Source organism: Methanotorris igneus Kol 5, from assembly GCF_000214415.1.
GTDB lineage: Archaea > AGJL01 > Methanococci > Methanococcales > Methanococcaceae > Methanotorris > Methanotorris igneus.
This window is the reverse complement of sequence record NC_015562.1, coordinates 744,883-764,974: the sequence shown is the minus strand read 5'-3', so window position 1 is coordinate 764,974 and position 20,092 is coordinate 744,883. Positions and strand designations below refer to the sequence as shown.

The window sequence follows — 20,092 nt, the reverse complement described above, 5'->3', positions numbered from 1 at the left end:
CATCTATGGCTATACTCATGTTCTTACCCTCACCTTTCCAGATAACAATAAATCCATTACTTTCTTTTTAGCCTTCTCTACTTGCTCTTTTTCTTTTCTTTTTATCTCTATTTTTTTATCTATATTGCTTAATATTTCGGCGATCTTCTTCTGTTCTTCGAGGGGAGGGAGGGGGATTACCAGCTTTCTAATGTAATCTTGCGGAATGCCTTTTATTGTTGTCCCTCTTGAGAACGACTCAAGTAAACTCGTGATTTTGGGTGAATTAAGATACCATACAAGAAAGAAGGGTTCAATTTTTGATTTATTAAGCACAATCCCAGTCAAATCTTGATTAATCGCTACATCTATTAAGTTAACAGCAGATTTTCCAATTCCCACTCTTGTCGCAATTATTAGATTGCCTTTAGGAACAATCTTTGCTGCACTGTTTTCTAGTCCCTCTTTTGTTATATATTGCTCAATGGAGTTTTTATCAATATAGAATTTAGTAATATGCACACTCCTAATCCATGGGATGTCTCCATTCCAGTATTGCGGTACTTTAGTAGAAGGTGTACCACCACTTATAAATTTGTATGCAACATCCCCCAACCTAACAACCTCCCAATCCTCTGGAATTTTGCCAACCTCTGTGTCTTTAAAATTATTTTCCTTTTGGAAGGTTATTTTTCCATCTTTAATTTTAACTCTTATATTGCCAGTTAATAACTGCTGCATCATTCCTTTTTTTGTTTTATTTAATGTCTCAATTTGTTTATTTATTGTTTCTATCAAACTATCAAAGTCACTTAAAACCTTTGCTATTGCCTTCTGTTCTTCTAAGGAAGGAAGGGGGATTTTTAAGGATTTTATAATTGGTAGGTTAATATTCTTCAATGTACTGCCTGCGGAAGTATTTTTTATATGATTCCAGTAATAAGGAGATTGTAAGTAATAATATACAAACTGTGGATTAACATAATCATTTTTAAGGTCTATTTTAATAAGATAAGAACCAAATATTACATTATCAACATCTCTATCAACCAATACTGATACTCCAACAGTTCCAGCCCTTGATATTAAAATATCTCCTTTTTTAATAAAATATTTACTAATATTGTTTTTTCTTTTTTCAGTAATCTCACAATATGGTAAATTTTGCCAATCGATTTTATAATCTTTGATGTCAGTAGTCCTAATCATTTTTAATATAGTAGATTCACCAACAGCTTTAGCAGTAATTCCATAATACATATTTTTACTAATATCATCTAATGTTTTAACATCCCAATCCTCTGGAATTTTGCCAATCTCTGAATCTTTGAAATTCTCTTCTTTATAAAATTGCATAATAATCCCCCTCTTGTCTCAAATTAAATAATTTGTTGTATATTGTTATAATTACCCGAAAGTGCTGAACCTATGAAAAAACCTGCCCATGGTGGTAATGCCCACTGAACAAAATCATAGATTAAAGAAGTTATCAAATTAGCACATAAACTAACATCTCCTGTATTGTATAGGGTTGGAACAAAAACCATGTACTTTAAGAAGATTCCCATTAATAGAAATAACCCAATGATTGCTGAAATTTTTCTAAAACTCTCAATAGTATTGACAATTATCCAAAATATAAAGTAAATAATAAAGAGTGTCAAATCCATTTCTATCACCCTTTTAAAGCTTAATAATCTCCTCTAAATAACCTTTAACAACCTCAAACTTCTCCAAATACTCATTATGCAATTTATTAAGCTCTTCATAGACCTCTTTTAAATCAACTTCTTCTCCCTCTTCAATAGGTGCAACATACAAAGAAACATTTAAGTTATAGTCATTCTTCTTAATCTCCTCAATATCTACAACCTTACAAAAGCCATCAACACCCTTAAACTCTTTATATGCTTTCGCTATTTTCTCAATGTTCTCATCAGATAGTTTATTTAACCTTCTAACTTCTGGATGTTTAATATATTCATTAGAGGCGTTGATAAACAAAATTTTTCCTTTTCTATCTTGTGGTTTGTCCTTATTCAAAACTAAAATAATCCCTGGTGCCTGGGCATTATAAAATATCTTTTCAGGCAATAAAACAACTGCCTCAATTAAATCATCATCTACAAATCTCTTCCTTATTATCCTCTCTTTCCCTCCCCTAAACAAAGCCCCTGAATCTAAAACAATCCCTGCCTTTTTTTCAGTGTAATAATTTATAAGCTGAACCCATGCCCAATCAGCTGAGTTTTTGTTTGGAAAGCCATATCCATAAATATCTTCATGTTTTTCATTCACTTTTAGGGTGTTTTCATCATAACCATCCTGATTCCATGGTGGATTTGCTACAACCTTATCTGCCTTTTCAGTTCCTTTAACTTCTTTAATAAAACTCTCAAACTTTGGATTTAGTAAAGAATCTCCAATAAACACCTTAGCATCTTTTAAGTTAATTCCATGCAGTATAAAATTCAACTTTGCCAAAACAGCAGTTACATCGTTTCTCTCCTGTCCAACTAATACAATATTTGGATTACTTCCTGCAAATCTATACTGTTCTATCAACATAGAACCAGAACCACATGCAGGATCTAAAATCACTTCATCATCTTTTGGCTCTACTAAATGAGCAATTAATTTGCTAACTTCAATAGGTGTATAAACCTCCCCCTCTTTTGCCTTTGTTGGAGCGAAATAATTTAAAGTCCATTCATAAGCATCTCCCAATATATCATAAGATGCTTCTGAAAAATCTGCTCTACTAAATAAATTAATTAAATGTTGAACAATGTGCCTATTTTCATTTTCAAATAATGTAGGAAGTCCAGTTCTTTTTATTAACTCATCTAACCCGCTCAATTTCTCCTTATTCATCTCAATAATTTTATTTAATGCAGTTATAAAATCTTCTGGCTTATTTGCTACTTCATGCCATACATACAACTTTTTACTCTCAACATCATAAAGTTCTAAAATTTCCTCATTTGCCAATACATAAATATCTTCTTCATCCAAATCTTCAAACTCCTTTTTTAATTCATCAACTTTTAAGAGATATTTATCACTAATCGCCTTAAAAAACAAAAATAACAGTAATACTTTATAATCTACCTGCGTTCTTATCAAATCAGCCCCCTGCTTAAGCAAGCTAATTAACTTATCTTTACTTGCCTTTTCAATTTTTTCACTGGTTAATGGCTTTATTTTATAAATTTTCTTTCTTTTATCTTCCTTTTTTGCTGCCTTTTCTAATAATCCCGCATCAACCAACTTGGATAAAACTTCATTTATATTTCCATAGTTATCTTTAAGAACCTTTTCAGCCATGTCATAGGTAAATGGAAATAGCCCAAATTTCTCCATTAATATATTATAAGCTTTCAAAAACCTTGGCTCAATATTTCTAAATTTCATACCATCACCAATTTAGATAGTTATTTTAATGTTTTCACTATGTAATTGGAAAAACATGTATATAAATTTTTCGATTATAAAGGAATATTAAATTAAAGAAAATAGTTAATATTATTTAATAATCCTAACTCTAATTCTATTATTCCACAAAATCCACTCAAAAATAAAAAATAAAAAAATCATGTAATTTTCTGCATAATCAACTTAAATAGAATCTTAAAGCCCGTTTTAACATTAGTCCCCCTTGACATTGAGTATTCGGTATAAATAGTTTTTATTGGCACTTCTTTAAATTTCAAATTATGTTTTTTAAACAATACAATAAACTCAGATGAAACCTCATACCTATTGCTCTTTAAATCCTTTATTACTTTCTTAGCCGCCTCATAAGAGAATGCCCTTAACCCACTTTGGCTGTCTGTTGTGAAATAACCCCCCATTAGATAGGTTATAAAATTCAACCCCCAATTTCCAATTCTTTTAACTAATGGCATGTTTTTTACTTCATTTTTATCCATCAACCTACTCCCTACAACAACATCATAACCTTCCTCTAAAATTGGCTTAGCGACTTTTTCAATATCCTTAGGATGGTGTTGCCCATCAGCATCAAAAGTTACAATAATCTTTGGTTTATATAATAAGGCACATTTTATGCCAGTTCCTAATGCTCCTCCTAACCCCCTATTTAATATATGCCTACAGACAATAACCCCCTCTTTTTTTGCAATTTCTGAAGTTTTATCTACACTTCCATCATCTACAACAATGATATTTTTATAACCCTCTTTTTTTAAGTTCCTCAACGTGTTTCCAATCATTTTCTCCTCATTATATGCGGGGATAACGACAAATATATCATCCTTGTTCATGATCCCACCAAATTAAAAATTAAATTAAAATACTAAATAAATAAAACTATATTTATTAATAAAATTAACAATTAACATTTATTAGAATTAGAAATAGAATTACTTTTTTTCATAATTTTTGAGAATGCTATTGTTCCAATTGGGCCACTAACAAGCAATAAAAGTGCTATCGTCTCTCCAAAAGAGATTCCATAATAATTTGAAACAACAACTATGAATGTTGCTACTATAACTGCCAATAATCCTTCCCCAACAAGAACATTGGCAGTATTTTTCTTAAATGACAATTTTAAAGACGCTAATGCTCCAACTGCCAACGAGAACAGTGTGAAATATATCACATATTCGTGCATTAAATCACCCTTTGAGTGAGTAATACATCAAAACTATAAAAATAATTGCTCCAAGAAACATTGAAAACCAAACCCATATATTTAATATGAATAGCATTTTATATATTTTTTCTCTTTTTTCTGGGTCGTTCATAATTTTTTTTAGAGGGTCTCTACCATAATATTTCTTCCTTTTTAGCATAAAACCACCATATTAATCCATAGACAACCTAAACAATAACTGTGTTGTTGTTGGCAGTTCTCTCCTTAAAATTCTGAGTTCTGGTTTGTAGATGTATAAAACATCCTCCTCTGAAAATGGGTTATATTCTCTCCCAAGTATCTTTGATACAACTTTAACCGCCTCTTTTCCCGAGACCTTTATAGTTCCACTTTCTAATGAAGCATCAACTTCTAAAACTATTGGTATTTCCAAATCTTCACTGGCAATTTCTTTTAATTTTAAAAGTTCCCTCTTTTTAATCCTATGTCTTTTACCATTTACAATAATATATGGCTTATCTTCATTTAAAAGTTCTCCTAAAGTTTTCCTTTTAAATCGCGGACTTAAATCATAAATAAGCCTGTAAATCTCTTTGTCCATACTCTCCCACTTTATACATTAATTTAGGTCAAAAATTTAAGTTAAAATAAACATCAAAATCTAAACGCTAACAAAAAACAAACTCTAAAAATAATTTCTAAAACTTTGTAAACACTATTTTAAATTGTGTCGGTGTAGTTATAAATACTTTTCGAGAATCTGGAAAAATACTATGACATGCAAAATACCTTGGAATATACAAATTTTTTGATTAATACCGTTAAGTATATATATGATTTTAATAATCAAATACTTAACACCGTTAAATGAGGTGTTAGTATGAAAACAATTAAGGAGATCAATGAAAAGATAAGGAGTGGTGATGTTGTAGTTGTTACTGCGGAGGAGATGATTGGGATTGTTGAGGATGTTGGGTCTGAGAAGGCGGCTGAAGAAGTTGATGTTGTTACAACTGGAACGTTCGGAGCAATGTGCTCGAGTGGGGTCTTCTTAAACTTTGGACATGCAGACCCGCCAATAAAAATGCTAAAAATCTATTTGAATGGTGTTGAGTGCTATGGAGGACTTGCGGCTGTAGATACCTACATAGGAGCAACACAACCAAACTCAGACCCAGATATAGACATCGACTATGGAGGAGCTCACGTTATAGAGGATTTAGTCGCTGGGAAAGAGGTTGAACTCGTTGCAGAGGGCTATACAACTGATTGCTACCCAAGAAAGAAAGTTAGAACAACAATAACTTTGGATGATATAAACCAAGCAATATTGGTAAACCCAAGGAACTCCTACCAAACCTACAATGCTGCAACAAATAGTAGGGATGAAAAGATTTACACCTACATGGGAACACTCCTTCCAGAGTTTGGAAACATAAACTACTCTGGGGCTGGGCAGTTAAACCCACTACAAAACGATTACAATAGAAAAACCAAAACCTACAATACTATTGGAATTGGAACAAGAATCTTCTTAGGTGGGGGAATTGGTTATATAATTGGGGAAGGAACGCAACATAATCCAGATAATGCATTTGGAACGTTAATGGTTAAAGGGGATTTGAAGCAGATGGATAGGAAATACTTGAGGGCAGCAACTATACCAAACTATGGAAGTACTTTGTTTGTTGGTGTTGGTGTACCGATTCCAGTATTGAATGCGGAGGTTGCAAAGTGTTGTGCTATAAGGGATAGAGATATCGAAGTGTCGATTATAGATTACGGAGTTCCAAGGAGGGATAGGCCTGTCGTAGCAAGGACTAATTACGAAGAGTTAAGAAAAGGAAAAATCACCATCGAAGTTGAAATTGATGGTAAGAAGGTTGAGAAGACGATAAAAACATCATCCGTCTCAAGCTATAAAATGTCCAGAGAGATTGCTAAGGAGTTGAAGGATTGGATTTTAAAAGGAGAGTTTTTCTTAACTGAGAGGGTTGATGTTCTTGGAAAGGGTTCTGCAAAACCGATGAAGTCAGATGTGAAGCTTGTTGGAGAAATATTAAGCAAACCACCAATTGTTGCTCCAATTGGCATAACTATTGAAGAAGCGTCTAGGATATTGATTAAGAATAATATAAATCACTTGCCTATTGTGGATGAGTTTGGAAGGTTGGTTGGTATTATAACTTCTTGGGATATAGCGAGAGCTATTGCTCAGAACAAGAAGTCTATAGAGGAGATTATGACGAGGAATGTGATTACTACTACTGTAAACGAGCCAGTTGACGTTGTAGCAAGAAAAATGGATAAGTACAATATTTCAGGAGTCCCAGTCGTAGACAAAGAAAACAAAGTCGTAGGAATGGTAACCTCCGAAGATTTATCGAAATTAGTCGGTTATTCAATTACATTCCAATAAAATAAGAGTTATGGTGGTCACTATGAAAAAGAAAATCATACTCAATGTGCCTCCAGAAAATGTCCACAAACCTTTGATTTCAAAGGCAATATTGAATACAAAAATTAGCCTAAACATACTCAGGGCAAAAATAGAGTCACAAAAAGGACATTTGGTTTTGGAATTGGAGGGTACAGAAGAGCAGATAAATAAAACATTAGATTTCTTTAGCAAATATGGGGAAGTTGTAGAAATTCAAAAAGTCATACAAAAAGATGAAGAAAAATGCATTGATTGTGGTTCATGTGTATCCCTCTGTCCTGTAGATGCTATTAAAATGGATGAGGAGTTTAATGTTGTGTTTGACGATGAAAAATGTATAGGATGTAAAAGCTGCATTAAGGCATGTGTGGTTAAAGCTATAAAAATTTCTGAGAGTATCTAATCCATTCAACAAAAAGAAAAAATAGATGGGGTGATTAAATGGACATAGTTCAGAGGATTAGTCAGTTAAAGGAAGAGAAGAATGCTGTTATCTTAGCTCATAACTACCAACGAGAGGAAATTCAGAGGATTGCGGATTTTGTTGGGGATTCTTTGGAGCTTTGTATAAAGGCGAAGGAGACGGATGCTGATATTATTGTCTTTTGTGGAGTAGATTTTATGGCGGAAACTGCTAAAATTTTGAATAGTGACAAAAAAGTTCTCATACCAGAAATAAAAGATATCGAGTGTCCTATGGCTCATCAGTTGCCGGCTGAGGTTGTAAGGAAGGCGAAGGAGGAGCATCCTGATGCGATGGTTGTTGTTTATGTTAATACGCTTGCTGAGACAAAGGCTCTTGCGGATGCAACATGTACTTCAGCGAATGCGGATAGGGTAGTTAACTCTCTCGATTGTGACAAAGTTTTATTCGGTCCGGATAGAAATCTCGCATACTTTGTCTCAAAAAGAACTGACAAAGAGATTATTCCAATTCCTGAGGATGGGCATTGTTATGTGCATAAGAAGTTCACTGTCGAGGATGTTAAGAGGGTTAGGAGAGAGTATCCGAATGCGGAACTTCTTGTGCATCCTGAGTGTGATCCAGAAGTTCAGGATTTGGCAGATTATGTTCTTAGCACTGGTGGAATGATAAGGCATGTTTTGAATTCTGATAAGAAAGAGTTTATTATAGGCACTGAGTGTGAGTTGATTACGAGGATAAAACTCGAACTCGAAAAAACTGGAGAAGAGAAGGTATTAATTCCATTAAGGAAGGATGCTATTTGTGACCCAATGAAGAGAATAACGTTAGAGAAGGTTGAAAGATGCTTAAGAGAGGAAAAATACGAGATAACACTCGATGAGAAAATAATCAAAAAAGCAAGAATTGCAATAGAGAGGATGTTAAGTGTAAAGTAATCAATTTGCCTAATCTCATCTCATTTAATCTTTTAAAGATTACATTGGTGGTTTTTATGTTGGAGATTCATGATTTATCCGTAAAAATAGGGGATAAAACAATATTAAAAGATTTAAATTTAAAAATTAATGAAGGAGAGGTGCATGTTCTATTTGGGCCCAATGGTACTGGAAAATCAACGTTAATAGGTACGATATTGGGAAATCCAAAATATGAAGTTGTTGGTGGGGAGATGATCTTTAAAGGGGAGGATATAACCAATCTTCCAATGCATGAGAGGGCTAAGAGGGGAATTGGAATATTATTTCAAACTCCTCCAGCAATTCAAGGTGTTAAGTTGTTGGATTTGTTAAAAATTATAGCAAAGCGTGATGAGAAGGAAATCTTAAAAATGGCAAAGAGATTAAAATTTGAAAATTTCTTAGATAGGGATGTGAATGTTGGGTTCTCTGGTGGTGAAAGGAAAAAATCTGAAATTTTGCAATTATATGCCCAAAATCCTGACTTTATAATGTTTGATGAGCCAGATTCTGGAGTTGATGTTGAGAATGTGGAGCTAATTGGAAGAATAATAAATGAAATGCTCGACAAAAACAAAGAACCGGATGAGAGGAGAAAATCCGGCTTAATAGTTACGCATTTGGGATATATTTTAAATTTCATAGATGCTGACAAAGCCCATGTGCTGTATAATGGGAAAATTATCCTGTCTGGAAAACCAAAAGAAATTTTGAATAGGATCGTGGAAGAAGGGTATGAGGGTGTTTATAATGATTCTACAAGATAGATTAAAAGAACTTAAGGAACTGGCTAAAAAGGCAATTGATAAACCTGCTGCATTTGGGGAGGACATTGATTTAAGTAAATACCCTACAAAAGAAGATACTGAGTATGGAAAGATATCATCTATAAAAGATATTGATGACGATTATAAAAAATCCCTTTTAAATGCTGGGATTGATATTGAAGAAAAGGAGAGGTCTGGTTCCTACTTGCAAATAGATAATGAGGTAATTTATTCAAAGGCCTTTGATAATGTTGAGATTATGCCAATAAGTAAGGCCTTGGAAAAGTATGATTGGTTAATAAACTACTACTGGAAAGCTGTAAAGGTTGATATGGATAAATACACTGCAAGGGCTGAATTGGAAAGGACAGATGGTTACTTTATAAGAGTACCAAAAGGAGTAAAGGTAAAAATGCCTGTGCAGGCATGTTTGTTTATAGGTAGTGAAAATACATCCCAAAATGTGCATAATATAATTATAGTTGAAGAAAATGCAGAGCTGCATGTTATAACAGGATGTGCAACAGCCCCCCATGTAAAATCAGGATTGCATATTGGAATATCAGAATTTTACATAAAAAAGAACGGAAAATTAACATTCACAATGATACACAATTGGGGGGAAAAATGTCCATGTTAGGCCAAGAACTGGATTTGTGCTTGAGGATAATGCCGTTGCCATAAACAACTACGTAACCATGCAGCCATTTAAATCCATGCAGATGTATCCTACTGCACATTGCATAGGGGAAAATTCAAAGGTTTCCTTCCAAACAATATTGTATGGTAAAGAGAAGACAAAAATGGATGTTGGTTCAAGAGCCATATTGGAAGGAAAAGGTAGCAGTGCAGAGATAATTTCAAGAGTCGTTGTTGATGACAACGCGGAAGTGATTGCAAGAGGACATTTGGTTGGTAAAACAGAAAATGTTAAGGGTCATTTGGAGTGCAGAGGCCTTATACTGTCAGATAACGCCCACATGAGTGCAATTCCAACATTAGATGCATATAAAAATAACTTAGAGTTATCCCATGAGGCAGCAGTGGGTAAAATTGCAGAAGAACAGGTTCAATATTTAATGGCGAGAGGTTTGAATGAGGATGAAGCAACGTCTTTAATAATAAAAGGATTCCTAAGCATGGACATTAAAGGATTACCTCAAGAACTTGCATCCCGTATAAAAAGAATTATGGATATGACCTTAGAAAATGCATTATAATTGGGGGTCTGTCCAATATGGGTATTGGTGAGTAAATACCCATATTGGACTTGGGCGTCATCAGCCACACAAGAGTGTCTCTGCCCCTGTCGTGGACATAAAAACCTAACGGTTTTTAAGTTCTCGTCGCTTCGCTCCGAGATGACCCCGAGCTCCACCCATCTATGTTTTTATCTTTATAAAGTCCTATATAAATATATCTAAAACTCATAAACACACATATCCTCACAAATACTCACAAAAAACTAAACAGTTTTGAACGGCATAAACTTCAATGAGATTAAAATGAGATTAATTATGATTATAATATATAATTATCTTTATTAATATTATTTATTAATTATCTTTCATAATATAATTATCTTTCATTATTGAATTTTTACGCTTACATTCCTTAATTTGTCTTGATTAAACATCTAAAATAAAAAAGTTGAGGTGGTAGAGATGGATGTGAGGTTGAGGGCTGATGAATATGCAACAACTAGGGCAATCTTAAAGTCAGCGTTTGACATGTGGTTGGATATTATTGATGTTGATGTTGCTATTGTTGGAGGTGGGCCGAGTGGTTTAACAGCGGCAAGGTATATTGCAAAAGAGGGTTATAAAGTCGTTGTTTTGGAGAGGCATTTGGCTTTTGGTGGCGGAACTTGGGGTGGAGGTATGGGTTTCCCGTACATTGTTGTTGAAGAGCCAGCGGACGAGATTTTGAGAGAAGTAGGCGTTAAGTTGGAGAAGGTTGAGGGTGAGGATGGGTTATATACTGCAGATTCTGTTGAAGTTCCTGCTAAGTTAGCAGTTGGAGCTATAGATGCAGGAGCAAAAGTGTTGACTGGAATAGTCGTTGAAGATTTAGTTTTAAGAGAAAATAGGGTTGCAGGAGTTGTTATCAACAGTTATGCGATAGAAAAAGCAGGTTTGCACATTGATCCAATAACCATAACTGCTAAGTATGTTGTTGATGCTACAGGGCATGATGCTTCGGTAGTAACAACACTCTCAAGGAAAAATCCAGAGTTAGGATTAGAAGTTCCAGGGGAAAAGTCAATGTGGGCTGAGAAGGGTGAGAATGCTTTGTTAAGGAATACGAGGGAAGTTTATCCTGGCTTGTTCGTTTGTGGAATGGCTGCAAATGCAGTTTATGCAGGACACAGAATGGGAGCAATCTTCGGAGGAATGTACATCTCAGGAAAAAAATGTGCCGAAATGATAGTTGAAAAATTGAAAAATAATGAGTAAATTCTTTTTCAAATTCCTTATTTGCTCTTTGTTACTTTAATTATAGTTGTGTGCGAAATATACGGCAAAACCTAGGGGTTTTGCCATTAATTTTTAAACTTATTATAAAAACTTATAAAATTTTAAGTGGTCATTTTTCCTCCTTTAAATTTTGAAATTGAGTATTTAATACCCCATAAATTTTATTGAAGTTATGTTCATCGAAGCGAAGGTTCGAGCAGCGAAAACTCCGCAGGAGTTTTCGCCTAAACTTCTAACGCACACAACTATATTTTTCTAAATTATCATTTTCTTATTATTTTATTGTTCATTTATGTGGAAAAATAGACATTTTAGATACTCTAAGTTTTTGTTTGCCATAGTTATTATGTGGTCTGGGGATTGGGTTCTATATCCTCCAATTTGTCTGAGTTCTTTTTTTGCTCTATATGCAGAGGATACAACAGTTTTTCTAAATGTTTCCCTATCTACGTGATGGGAGCATGAACATGTAACGAGTATTCTTTTTGCCAATTTAATACCCAAATAATTTAAAGTGCTATATGCCCTTAATGCATTCTTTAAATTTTTCTTTGTAGTTGTAAATGCGGGTGGATCGAGGATAACAACATCAAATTTCTCTCCATCCTCAATCATCTCCTCCATGACCGCAAACGCATCTCCGACAATAAACTCGTATTTATCTTTTGGAATGCCATTTAGCTCCATATTTTCCTCTGCAACCTCTATTGCTTTATTTGAGATGTCAACTCCAACGACCTCTGCCCCTTCCAATGCCGCATGGACTGAAAAGCCTCCAGTATAGCAACAAATATCCAAAACTCTATCCCCCTCTTTTATGTAATCTCTAAGATCTAATCTATTATTCCTTTGGTCTAAGAAAAATCCAGTTTTATGTCCTTTGACATTAACCTTAAATTTTGCAGGTTTTTGATTTTCGTATCCCTCCTCGATTATTGTCTCAAATTTACTTTTGTCTCCATAGACCCTCTCCTTAATTTTATCTCCTTTTTTCCCTCTTTTGACATAAATGGTCTCTAAGCCAAATTCCTCCAAACACTCAACAATAATATCCAAATATCTTTCCATAACCTTTGAACTCACCTGCATTGCTCCTATTTCATTGTATTTATCCAAAATTATTGTTGGTAATCCATCTGCCTCAGCATAAATCATTCTATAGGTGTCTTTAAAGTTGAGGATTTTTGTTCTGTAATCATTTGCCTTCTTTATCCTATTATAAAAAAATTCTTTGTTAATTTCTTCATCTTTTGTTGTTAAAACTTTAATAATTACTGATTTTGGGCTATAAATGGCCTTTGCAACAAACTTTCCTTTATAGGTTAGTGTTATTATGTCCTCCTTGTCTGGTAAGTCCTCCTTATTAACAACTGCGTTTGTATAAATTAACCTTGAAAAATTTTGTATTGAGTTGTATGCTCTTTTATCTATCTCAATTTTAACCATACCATCACCAAATAATTTCATTTTTTAATTTTTGAACTTTAACAATGGATTCAAACGTATTTATCTCCTTAATAGCAAGTTCTGATGAATAAGTTCTGATGAAATTGTATAATTAATAAATTTTAAGAGAAAAAATGTAATTTTGGTCTTTTTAATATCCTCCCAGATGTGTAATCCTCAACTTTTACCATAATATTACCAAAATTAATTTTTTAACTAAAAATCAACTTTTTCCCTTCAATTTTGCCTATGAAGTATGCTACATTATCTTTTTTAAATATCTTAACCTTATCCCCTTCTTTTATCTCCATGACTTTATCTAATTCATAGACCTCGTATGTTTCATCATCCATTACTATGATGTTGTCCTTTGTTACTGAGATAACTGTTGATGTGCTACACTCATCTCCTTTTTTTACCAATTTTGTATGTTTTTCAACTTCATTCCATGATAATGAAATTTTATCTCTTCTATTGTCCATGGTGAGCATATATAATTTGTTTTCATTCATTGAAGTGACAACGTGCAATTTTTCATTATACTCCACAACATCCCCAACTTTATACTCTGGAATTCTTACAACAATGGTTATCCTATATTGATTTTTTCCAGTATCTTTGTCAACTCCAACCAATTTTGCAGTTTCCGTTATTTTACCTCCATATCTTGCCTTTATTGCTTGGGCAATGTTTCTTGCTCCACCCATTGAACCCATTTGGTAATCAATTCCTTCCTTTAATCTTGTAAATTTGGTTATAAATGCCATTCTATCCTTTTCCAATCTTTTTGCTACTTCTTCTCTTATGAACTTATCGAGTTCTTCAACTTCCTCATCAGTTAAAAACCTATTCATTGCCCTAACTTGAAGTGTTGCCACATAGTAGTTTGATTTGTATCTTGAGCATCTTGGACATTGAACCATTTTTAAATGCACGACTATGTCTTTCTTTTCTTCCCTTTCTTGTTTTTCTCCAGCCAATTTTCCAGTTGCTATTACTGTAACTGGAATCTCAACCCTTGAACGCTTACCTCCTGGAAGCTGTCTTGGTTCATGTGGGATTATCTCAACGTCAATATCTGGATGATGTTTCTCTATGTTATCTTTTGTTGCAAAGTATGCAATTTCATCTAAAATTTCATATACGTCATTTCCTTTTGGATTTTGCCAAACTCTCCTCTTATATGACCCACACATGTGGCAAACTTCTATCTCAACAATATCTGGCACATCTATTAAAGGATTCTCCATTGCATAACAAACTGGACACAAACCTTCAATTAATTCATCCTCAATACCACATCTATAACAAAATCCTTTCATAAAAACACCCCGTAAATTTTTAATTTTTTCAAATTTAATTTTTCAAAAAAGTTAGATTTTTGTTTTTAAATTTAGGAGAAAGAAGAGAGAAAAACATTATAAGCAAAAACCTAAATCATAAAATATGAAATATAGCCGTTTGTGAAATTCTTTGCATATATTCAGGCATAATGGAATCATAATGGAATTTTGAAAGGGGGACTAAATTATGGTTAAAATTTCAAATAATGCCATTTCCTTGTTATAATTTTATTAGGGGTTGTGGCCATTTATAATGCAAACGGCTATAAATCATTCATTTAAAATTTCAATTTCATCTAAATAGTCCACTCCAAGTAATTCAGCAGCATTATCCATAAATTTTGAAATCTCCAAGAATCCTTCACTATTTATTAGGCATAAAAACTCATCTTCTTCCTCATAGTATGACTTAACAAATTTGCATTCAATAATCTTTTCTTTTTTATTGTTTCTTTTAATTTTTATCTTAACCTTCTCTCCATACTCAAAGTTAACATCTTCTTTTTTGATGTTGGTAATTATGTTCCCAAATCTATCTATATGTATGATACATGGTTCTGTTTTTAGTTTAACTATTGAGTCCAATTCCTCCCCTTCAATGTCTTTCCCAACCGCTATTTCTGCTGCAACTACTGCAAATATATCCCTTCCATGAAATGTTGATGATGGGGCATATTTTTCTTCATCTATTTTTATTATTCTTTTTATGCCCAATCTCTCAACAACATGGTGGAACAAGCCATTATCTGGCCCTATTAAGTAGTGGTCGTTTTTTGTTATTACAACTATTGGGTTTCTCTCACTTCCTACAGTGGGATCTACAACAGCAACGTGTATTGATGGGGGAAAATATGGGACGAATGTTAATAGAACATAGGCTCCATGGTAAATGTTAAATGGTTTTATTTCATGTGTTATATCAATAATTTCTGCTGATTTTGAATGTTCTCTTAGTATGGACAATATTTTACCTTTCATTGCTCCAACATAACCTTCATTACTTCCAAAATCTGTTGTTAATGTAATTATTGGATTGACCATTTTCTCACTAAATATAGTTTTGTAAAACAATGGTATATTTAAACAATATATTTAATGGCTCATCTGTATATTTTAACTGACTACCTTTCTATATTTTTTAGCAAAACCTTAAAGATTTTACCGTATTATGTTTCTAATGTTTTTTATTATTGTTTCTTTTAGCAAAATCTCTAAGGTTCTAATGTATGTTGATGCGATTTATTTGATAAAAACCAAATTTTTTATTTTTTAATGGTTATTTTGATGAGTCTTTTAATATTACGGCAAAACCTAAAAGGTTTTACCGCATACTTATGAAAAAGGTATGATTAGTGCATAAGTTGATAAACTAACTATAAATATTCAATATGGTGCTTTATTTTTAATAAATGTTTGCCTAAAATATGTGTATATGAGCCATTTTTAATTAAAAGCTTTTAAAATAAGTTGTATATTGGGCTCATAAAGTTGGAAAGTGAAAATATAGTCATTTATGGAATTTTTTGCACTTATTTAGGTATAATAAATTATTTCTATTTCTTCATTTCATTGGAAGATTGTAGTAATTTATAATACAAACGACTATAGAGAACCTAAAAATTATAATTATAATTCATCAATACAATTGTCGCATATGTATCTTCCATTTACAAGTCTTACAGAACCTTGGCTACCACAAACTTCGCAAATACCTTCAATATATTCATCCCCACGATATGGAAGCTCCCCGCCAATCTTACTCATCTCATACATAATTTCGAAAATCTTTGGAGAGATTTTTGTTATGTCACTAACTGTTATTATACCAAGTAATTTATCCCCCTCTACAACAGGAAGCCTCTTAATATTTTTTTCAGCCATTTTTCTTGCGGCGTCCATTAGTGTTGCATTAGGACTTATTGTAATTAATTTTGTGGTCATTATGTCTTTTACCAAAACATCTTTTGGTTTTAAATTCTTTGCTACTATGTTTATAACTAAATCCCTCTCAGTTACAATACCCAAAGGTTTTGAATCTTTTTCAACAACAACCACACAACCTATTTTTTTCTCTTTCATTATATTTGCCACATCATAGACGGTTGTGTTGGTATCGACTGTTATAACTGGAGTACTCATTGCATCACTAACAACCATATTAACTTCCATAAATATCACCACATAATCTAAATAACTGTTGAAACTTATAGTTTAAACCTTTTTAAATTTTTCTTTTTATAATTTTAATTTTTATAATTTTAATTTAAAAAATGTTCAAATAATAGTGCATAAAAATAGATAAAAAGTGGGTTATGTTGTTGAACTTTCTTCGTCATCATACAACTCCTGCCCAACGTTCATCTCTTCCATTAAACCTTTTGAGCCTTCTAATGTTTCAATTCTATACATATATGATCTATACCAAATATCCTTTGGAAGAACTTTAACTGGTGCCAATCTCCATGCCTTTGTTTCCTTTTCATATCCCCAATTTATGTAGTGGTTGAAATTCCTTATAATATCTGTTATAACAACATTGAATTCATTAATTAAAATCTTTTGAAGGTTTCTCCATTTGTCAATTGAAGATTCTCTTCTTGTTATTCCAAAGTATCCTGCGCATCTTGGCCCTTTTAATGTAGCTATTCCCCTACCGATGAAAGTTCTTACCGCATTTAATGTTTCTGGAGGGTCTGTTATGAATGTATCAAACTTACCAACCAAGTAATCTGGTAATGGTTTTCTGATATCAAGTGTCAATATTTCAAGGTTGTTATAACCAATCTCATCTGCAGTTTTTTCTATGAATTTTATTAGCCTATCATCTATATCAACAACTGCAATTCTCTTTGGTAATCCAGAGAGCATTAATGCAATACTTGTTAAATCATCATCTCCAAGGACAAATACTTCTTTGTTTAAGAGGTCTCCTCTTGAGTGCATCAAAATGACTCTTGAAACTGTTGTTTCGGGGGTAACATAACCTTGGTCAAATTCATGTAATGGTTGTGGTCTGTTTTTGACGATTTCTTTGAATCTCTCTAATAAGTCCTTGTAGTCATCTAAACTTACTGCTCTTCCTTCGCAACATTTGCATGTAGCGTTAATTTTTGGACCGATTCCGAGTTCTTTTGCAAATTCTTCTCCTTTGTTTGTTAAAACAATCTCGTTTTCTTTAATTTCTACATAACCATTTTCCTTCAAAACATCAATAATATCACAAACTAACGGTAATGGTTCCTCGCTTACATCAACAATGCTCCAAAAATCGCCACTTGTCATTATAGCGCTTATAACGTTCTCTACACTGCGCTCGTAGACTGGGATTGATGTTCTTTCTTTTACCTTTGCTACTATTTCTTTCATTTTGCTTCCCTCCCTTTTTCACTGAAACTTAGCAAGGTTTTTTCAAAACTTTTTGTTTTTGTTGATTTAATTTAACTATATCTTTTTTATATCTTTTTATATATATTTTTCGACGAAATTAGTTGTTATTTTTTATTTTTATTTTATGTTTAATCTATAACATGCTCCTTGACCAATACCCTCATTTACTACTGCTTCAACCCATTTAATGTTATCTATTAACCCCATATCTTTCAATTTATCAACTATGCATTTTGAAAAAAATTGGGATAGTTCTTCAGCAGTTGTGGATTTTAATGGTAATAATACTACATCCTCTAAGGGAATTTTGTATTCTTTGATTTTTCCATCTCCACAGTATTTTAAATATATTGAATCGTTATCTATTTTATATTCTGTTTGCGGATGGTTTTTTGGAATCATCAGTTTGTGGTCTAATGTTTCACATATCTCTTTTACAATAGATTTTATAACCTTAAAATCACACACAAATCCAAACTCTCCACTTGGTTCCCCACAAATTCTAACATCCACATAGTAAGAATGCCCATGAATCACTCCACACGTCTCATGACCAAACACAATATGTGCAGAGGAAAACCTCAACCCAGCATGAAGTCCATTTAACTCTAAAATCATAATTTTTCACCTTCTAAAAATTTGATTACTCTTATCAATGGATTAAAGGCAATTTCTAAGTTTTCAATTTTTGCATCTTCAATTAAATCTTTCCTTTTAAGTCCTTTTGATTTTAAAAAGTCCTTGATGGCATTTTTATCTGGATATATATTTTCACCAAATTCAAGTTTTATTAACTCCGATACATCTTCTTCAATACATTTTTCTTTTCCAAAAATAACAATGTGGATGACAATTTCCCTGTTTCCCAAGTTTCCAATGATTTTAACTATGTCTCCATTATTTTCCATTTCAAAATCTTCAAAAACCCTTAAACTCTCAAGTTTTTTGGTTATATCATCTACACTGGAAATGTGCTCCTTATCAATAAGAACCAACAATTTACCACATTTTTTAATAATATTAAGTTTTTCTTTTTCCAATCTCAAAATATCCAAACAACTTAAACCCGTTTTCCTTGAATGTTTAAATGGACTTTTTGGGAAGTACAAAACCTTATCCCTTCCATTATATCTCTTTGCGATACTTTTTAAAATTACTTGCTCCCACCTTCCATTCCCTGTTATTACAAAAGCAATAAAATTATCTTTTGATTCCTCACTAACAAGCATCATTTTCACCTAAATCTCAAAGTTCTGGCAAACATATCTTGGATCAAGATTTGCATCAATTATGTCCTCAATATCCTCAATTGAGAAGGTATTATGCTCTAAGATGTCACTTTGCGTTTTTCTCAATGTAATGACTCGTATATCTTCATCCATATCTAAAATATAGTAAAGGACATCAATACTATGTGTTGAAATAACAACTTGCCAGTCCTTTTTTATGAGATAGTTTAAGAGATTTTTAACCATTGACGGATGCATTGCAGTATCGAAATCGTCCCATAGGATTAATTTTGGCTTTAACAATTCTAAAATAAGCATAGTTCTTACAACTTTTTTAACTCCATCTCCCATATCATCTACATGAATGTAAGATGCGTCTTCCCTCCTCAAATACCAACCATCTTTTTTTAAGACAATCTCGGTAAATTTCTCATCTAAAACCTCACTTATTGTATTAGCCACTTTTATGTGAATATTCTCTTTTATTATTCTTTTTTCATTATGTGATAGAAAATTGTCCAATGTTCTAATGAAAGTTGTGTCATAAGGAAAATAAACTGTTTCCAAACTATCTAAGGATATTTTTTCTATATTGCCACCATGTATTGGCTTTTGATTATCTTTTAGAAATTCTAAATAATCACCATATATGCCCACACATTTTTTACCATCTTTAAAAACCTCAAAATTTCCTTCTGAAAATATAGTAATCTTCCATCTGTGTGATTTTTTATTTAAATTTACATTAAGTTCAATATTCCCCTTTCCTTCATATTTGTAAACTAAACTTTTTATACCACTTCTCCCACCTGAAATAAAGTTTAAAATAGTTTTATTATGTGGTGTTAGTTTATAAACTCTTCCAGGACTCGGAAATAAAAATAAACTTTCAAGTATTGTTGTTTTTCCAGAGTTGTTTTTTCCAATTAAGATATTAAATTTTCCCAAACCTAATGGTTTTTTAAGTTTATTTATCCCCTTAAATTCTTTAATGTTTTTAATTTCATTAACTAACATTGT

21 protein-coding genes and 1 pseudogene are annotated in these 20,092 nt (G+C 32.6%); 6 read left to right on the top strand and 16 right to left on the bottom strand.

The genetic code is table 11. The annotated features are described in order from the left end of the window. Positions 1-15: 15 nt before the first annotated feature. The 7 genes from METIG_RS03675 to METIG_RS03650 form a co-directional block, all read right to left on the bottom strand. A complete protein-coding gene (locus tag METIG_RS03675) occupies positions 16-1,335 on the bottom strand; it encodes a restriction endonuclease subunit S (protein ID WP_013798899.1) in 1,320 nt (439 codons plus the stop codon). 23 nt (positions 1,336-1,358) lie between these two features. Then, positions 1,359-1,649, bottom strand: coding sequence for a hypothetical protein (locus tag METIG_RS03670; protein WP_013798898.1), 291 nt, complete (start codon positions 1,647-1,649; stop codon positions 1,359-1,361). Positions 1,650-1,662: 13 nt separating this feature from the next. Continuing rightward, positions 1,663-3,393: an SAM-dependent methyltransferase gene (locus METIG_RS03665; RefSeq protein WP_013798897.1), complete on the bottom strand. Its 1,731-nt coding sequence runs from the start codon at positions 3,391-3,393 to the stop codon at positions 1,663-1,665. A 179-nt stretch (positions 3,394-3,572) separates the two neighbouring features. Then, positions 3,573-4,265 (bottom strand): glycosyltransferase family 2 protein, encoded by a 693-nt coding sequence (locus tag METIG_RS03660; RefSeq protein ID WP_013798896.1) that lies wholly within the window; start codon positions 4,263-4,265, stop codon positions 3,573-3,575. Between the two features lie 71 nt (positions 4,266-4,336). After that, entirely contained in the window at positions 4,337-4,618 is a 282-nt protein-coding gene (locus tag METIG_RS03655) for a hypothetical protein (protein WP_013798895.1), read from the bottom strand. A 4-nt stretch (positions 4,619-4,622) separates the two neighbouring features. Further along, the gene (locus METIG_RS09545) at positions 4,623-4,799 is read right to left on the bottom strand and encodes a hypothetical protein (protein WP_013798894.1); all 177 of its coding nucleotides are present in this window, start codon (positions 4,797-4,799) and stop codon (positions 4,623-4,625) included. Between the two features lie 12 nt (positions 4,800-4,811). Beyond that, complete coding sequence (locus METIG_RS03650) at positions 4,812-5,201, bottom strand: DUF61 family protein (RefSeq protein WP_013798893.1); 390 nt, start codon at positions 5,199-5,201, stop codon at positions 4,812-4,814. Between the two features lie 279 nt (positions 5,202-5,480). On the opposite strand from METIG_RS03650, the gene METIG_RS03645 reads away from it, so the two are divergent. The 5 genes and pseudogenes from METIG_RS03645 (at position 5,481) to METIG_RS09750 (ending at position 10,410) form a co-directional block, all read left to right on the top strand. Further along, complete coding sequence (locus METIG_RS03645) at positions 5,481-7,019, top strand: homocysteine biosynthesis protein (RefSeq protein ID WP_013798892.1); 1,539 nt, start codon at positions 5,481-5,483, stop codon at positions 7,017-7,019. A gap of 22 nt (positions 7,020-7,041) precedes the next feature. Continuing rightward, the gene (locus METIG_RS03640; protein WP_013798891.1) at positions 7,042-7,443 is read left to right on the top strand and encodes a 4Fe-4S binding protein; all 402 of its coding nucleotides are present in this window, start codon (positions 7,042-7,044) and stop codon (positions 7,441-7,443) included. A gap of 38 nt (positions 7,444-7,481) precedes the next feature. Then, positions 7,482-8,402: a quinolinate synthase NadA gene (nadA, locus tag METIG_RS03635; RefSeq protein ID WP_013798890.1), complete on the top strand. Its 921-nt coding sequence runs from the start codon at positions 7,482-7,484 to the stop codon at positions 8,400-8,402. Between the two features lie 56 nt (positions 8,403-8,458). Beyond that, positions 8,459-9,190 (top strand): Fe-S cluster assembly ATPase SufC, encoded by a 732-nt coding sequence (gene sufC, locus METIG_RS03630; protein WP_013798889.1) that lies wholly within the window; start codon positions 8,459-8,461, stop codon positions 9,188-9,190. Next, positions 9,177-10,410: pseudogene (locus METIG_RS09750) on the top strand (SufB/SufD family protein). Before sufC ends, METIG_RS09750 begins: the two are co-directional and overlap by 14 nt. Here the strand turns inward: METIG_RS09750 and METIG_RS09245 are convergent. Next, positions 10,350-10,568, bottom strand: a complete 219-nt coding sequence (locus METIG_RS09245) for a hypothetical protein (RefSeq protein ID WP_172632596.1) — start codon at positions 10,566-10,568, stop codon at positions 10,350-10,352. The pseudogene METIG_RS09750 and the gene METIG_RS09245 overlap by 61 nt on opposite strands. 286 nt (positions 10,569-10,854) lie before the next feature. Here METIG_RS09245 and METIG_RS03620 point away from each other — a divergent pair, with 286 nt between their 5' ends. Then, the gene (locus METIG_RS03620; protein ID WP_013798888.1) at positions 10,855-11,646 is read left to right on the top strand and encodes a sulfide-dependent adenosine diphosphate thiazole synthase; all 792 of its coding nucleotides are present in this window, start codon (positions 10,855-10,857) and stop codon (positions 11,644-11,646) included. Between the two features lie 300 nt (positions 11,647-11,946). On the opposite strand, the gene METIG_RS03615 is transcribed toward METIG_RS03620, so the two are convergent. The 8 genes from METIG_RS03615 to METIG_RS03580 all read right to left on the bottom strand — a co-directional run bounded on the left by METIG_RS03615 (position 11,947) and on the right by METIG_RS03580 (position 20,089). Then, a complete protein-coding gene (locus METIG_RS03615; protein WP_048055517.1) occupies positions 11,947-13,113 on the bottom strand; it encodes a class I SAM-dependent rRNA methyltransferase in 1,167 nt (388 codons plus the stop codon). 212 nt (positions 13,114-13,325) lie between these two features. Then, positions 13,326-14,435, bottom strand: coding sequence for a 60S ribosomal export protein NMD3 (locus tag METIG_RS03610; RefSeq protein ID WP_013798886.1), 1,110 nt, complete (start codon positions 14,433-14,435; stop codon positions 13,326-13,328). Between the two features lie 291 nt (positions 14,436-14,726). After that, on the bottom strand, positions 14,727-15,497 hold the full coding sequence (locus METIG_RS03605; protein ID WP_013798885.1) for an SAM hydrolase/SAM-dependent halogenase family protein: 771 nt from the start codon (positions 15,495-15,497) through the stop codon (positions 14,727-14,729). 585 nt (positions 15,498-16,082) lie between these two features. Further along, the gene (locus METIG_RS03600) at positions 16,083-16,625 is read right to left on the bottom strand and encodes a CBS domain-containing protein (RefSeq protein WP_245527630.1); all 543 of its coding nucleotides are present in this window, start codon (positions 16,623-16,625) and stop codon (positions 16,083-16,085) included. 141 nt (positions 16,626-16,766) lie between these two features. After that, the gene (locus METIG_RS03595; protein WP_013798883.1) at positions 16,767-17,822 is read right to left on the bottom strand and encodes a bis-aminopropyl spermidine synthase family protein; all 1,056 of its coding nucleotides are present in this window, start codon (positions 17,820-17,822) and stop codon (positions 16,767-16,769) included. Positions 17,823-17,960: 138 nt separating this feature from the next. Next, on the bottom strand, positions 17,961-18,461 hold the full coding sequence (locus METIG_RS03590; protein WP_013798882.1) for a 6-carboxytetrahydropterin synthase QueD: 501 nt from the start codon (positions 18,459-18,461) through the stop codon (positions 17,961-17,963). Next, complete coding sequence (locus tag METIG_RS03585; RefSeq protein WP_048055516.1) at positions 18,458-19,072, bottom strand: hypothetical protein; 615 nt, start codon at positions 19,070-19,072, stop codon at positions 18,458-18,460. The genes METIG_RS03590 and METIG_RS03585 overlap by 4 nt, the downstream gene beginning before the upstream one ends. 9 nt (positions 19,073-19,081) lie before the next feature. Continuing rightward, a complete protein-coding gene (locus tag METIG_RS03580; protein ID WP_013798880.1) occupies positions 19,082-20,089 on the bottom strand; it encodes an AAA family ATPase in 1,008 nt (335 codons plus the stop codon). Positions 20,090-20,092 lie beyond the last annotated feature (3 nt).

Bases quoted from the DNA above. Each gene is read 5' to 3' on its own strand.
- METIG_RS09545 (WP_013798894.1), bottom strand. From the start codon at position 4,799: ATGCTAAAAAGGAAGAAATATTATGGTAGAGACCCTCTAAAAAAAATT.
- METIG_RS03645 (WP_013798892.1), top strand. From the start codon at position 5,481: ATGAAAACAATTAAGGAGATCAATGAAAAGATAAGGAGTGGTGATGTT.
- METIG_RS03620 (WP_013798888.1), top strand. From the start codon at position 10,855: ATGGATGTGAGGTTGAGGGCTGATGAATATGCAACAACTAGGGCAATC.
- METIG_RS03605 (WP_013798885.1), bottom strand. From the start codon at position 15,497: ATGGTCAATCCAATAATTACATTAACAACAGATTTTGGAAGTAATGAA.
- METIG_RS03650 (WP_013798893.1), bottom strand. From the start codon at position 5,201: ATGGACAAAGAGATTTACAGGCTTATTTATGATTTAAGTCCGCGATTT.
- METIG_RS03590 (WP_013798882.1), bottom strand. From the start codon at position 18,461: ATGATTTTAGAGTTAAATGGACTTCATGCTGGGTTGAGGTTTTCCTCT.
- METIG_RS03655 (WP_013798895.1), bottom strand. From the start codon at position 4,618: ATGCACGAATATGTGATATATTTCACACTGTTCTCGTTGGCAGTTGGA.
- METIG_RS03675 (WP_013798899.1), bottom strand. From the start codon at position 1,335: ATGCAATTTTATAAAGAAGAGAATTTCAAAGATTCAGAGATTGGCAAA.
- METIG_RS03610 (WP_013798886.1), bottom strand. From the start codon at position 14,435: ATGAAAGGATTTTGTTATAGATGTGGTATTGAGGATGAATTAATTGAA.
- METIG_RS03580 (WP_013798880.1), bottom strand. From the start codon at position 20,089: ATGTTAGTTAATGAAATTAAAAACATTAAAGAATTTAAGGGGATAAAT.
- METIG_RS03600 (WP_245527630.1), bottom strand. From the start codon at position 16,625: ATGGAAGTTAATATGGTTGTTAGTGATGCAATGAGTACTCCAGTTATA.
- METIG_RS03670 (WP_013798898.1), bottom strand. From the start codon at position 1,649: ATGGATTTGACACTCTTTATTATTTACTTTATATTTTGGATAATTGTC.
- METIG_RS03665 (WP_013798897.1), bottom strand. From the start codon at position 3,393: ATGAAATTTAGAAATATTGAGCCAAGGTTTTTGAAAGCTTATAATATA.
- sufC (WP_013798889.1), top strand. From the start codon at position 8,459: ATGTTGGAGATTCATGATTTATCCGTAAAAATAGGGGATAAAACAATA.
- METIG_RS03615 (WP_048055517.1), bottom strand. From the start codon at position 13,113: ATGGTTAAAATTGAGATAGATAAAAGAGCATACAACTCAATACAAAAT.
- METIG_RS03595 (WP_013798883.1), bottom strand. From the start codon at position 17,822: ATGAAAGAAATAGTAGCAAAGGTAAAAGAAAGAACATCAATCCCAGTC.
- METIG_RS03660 (WP_013798896.1), bottom strand. From the start codon at position 4,265: ATGAACAAGGATGATATATTTGTCGTTATCCCCGCATATAATGAGGAG.
- METIG_RS03585 (WP_048055516.1), bottom strand. From the start codon at position 19,072: ATGCTTGTTAGTGAGGAATCAAAAGATAATTTTATTGCTTTTGTAATA.
- nadA (WP_013798890.1), top strand. From the start codon at position 7,482: ATGGACATAGTTCAGAGGATTAGTCAGTTAAAGGAAGAGAAGAATGCT.
- METIG_RS03640 (WP_013798891.1), top strand. From the start codon at position 7,042: ATGAAAAAGAAAATCATACTCAATGTGCCTCCAGAAAATGTCCACAAA.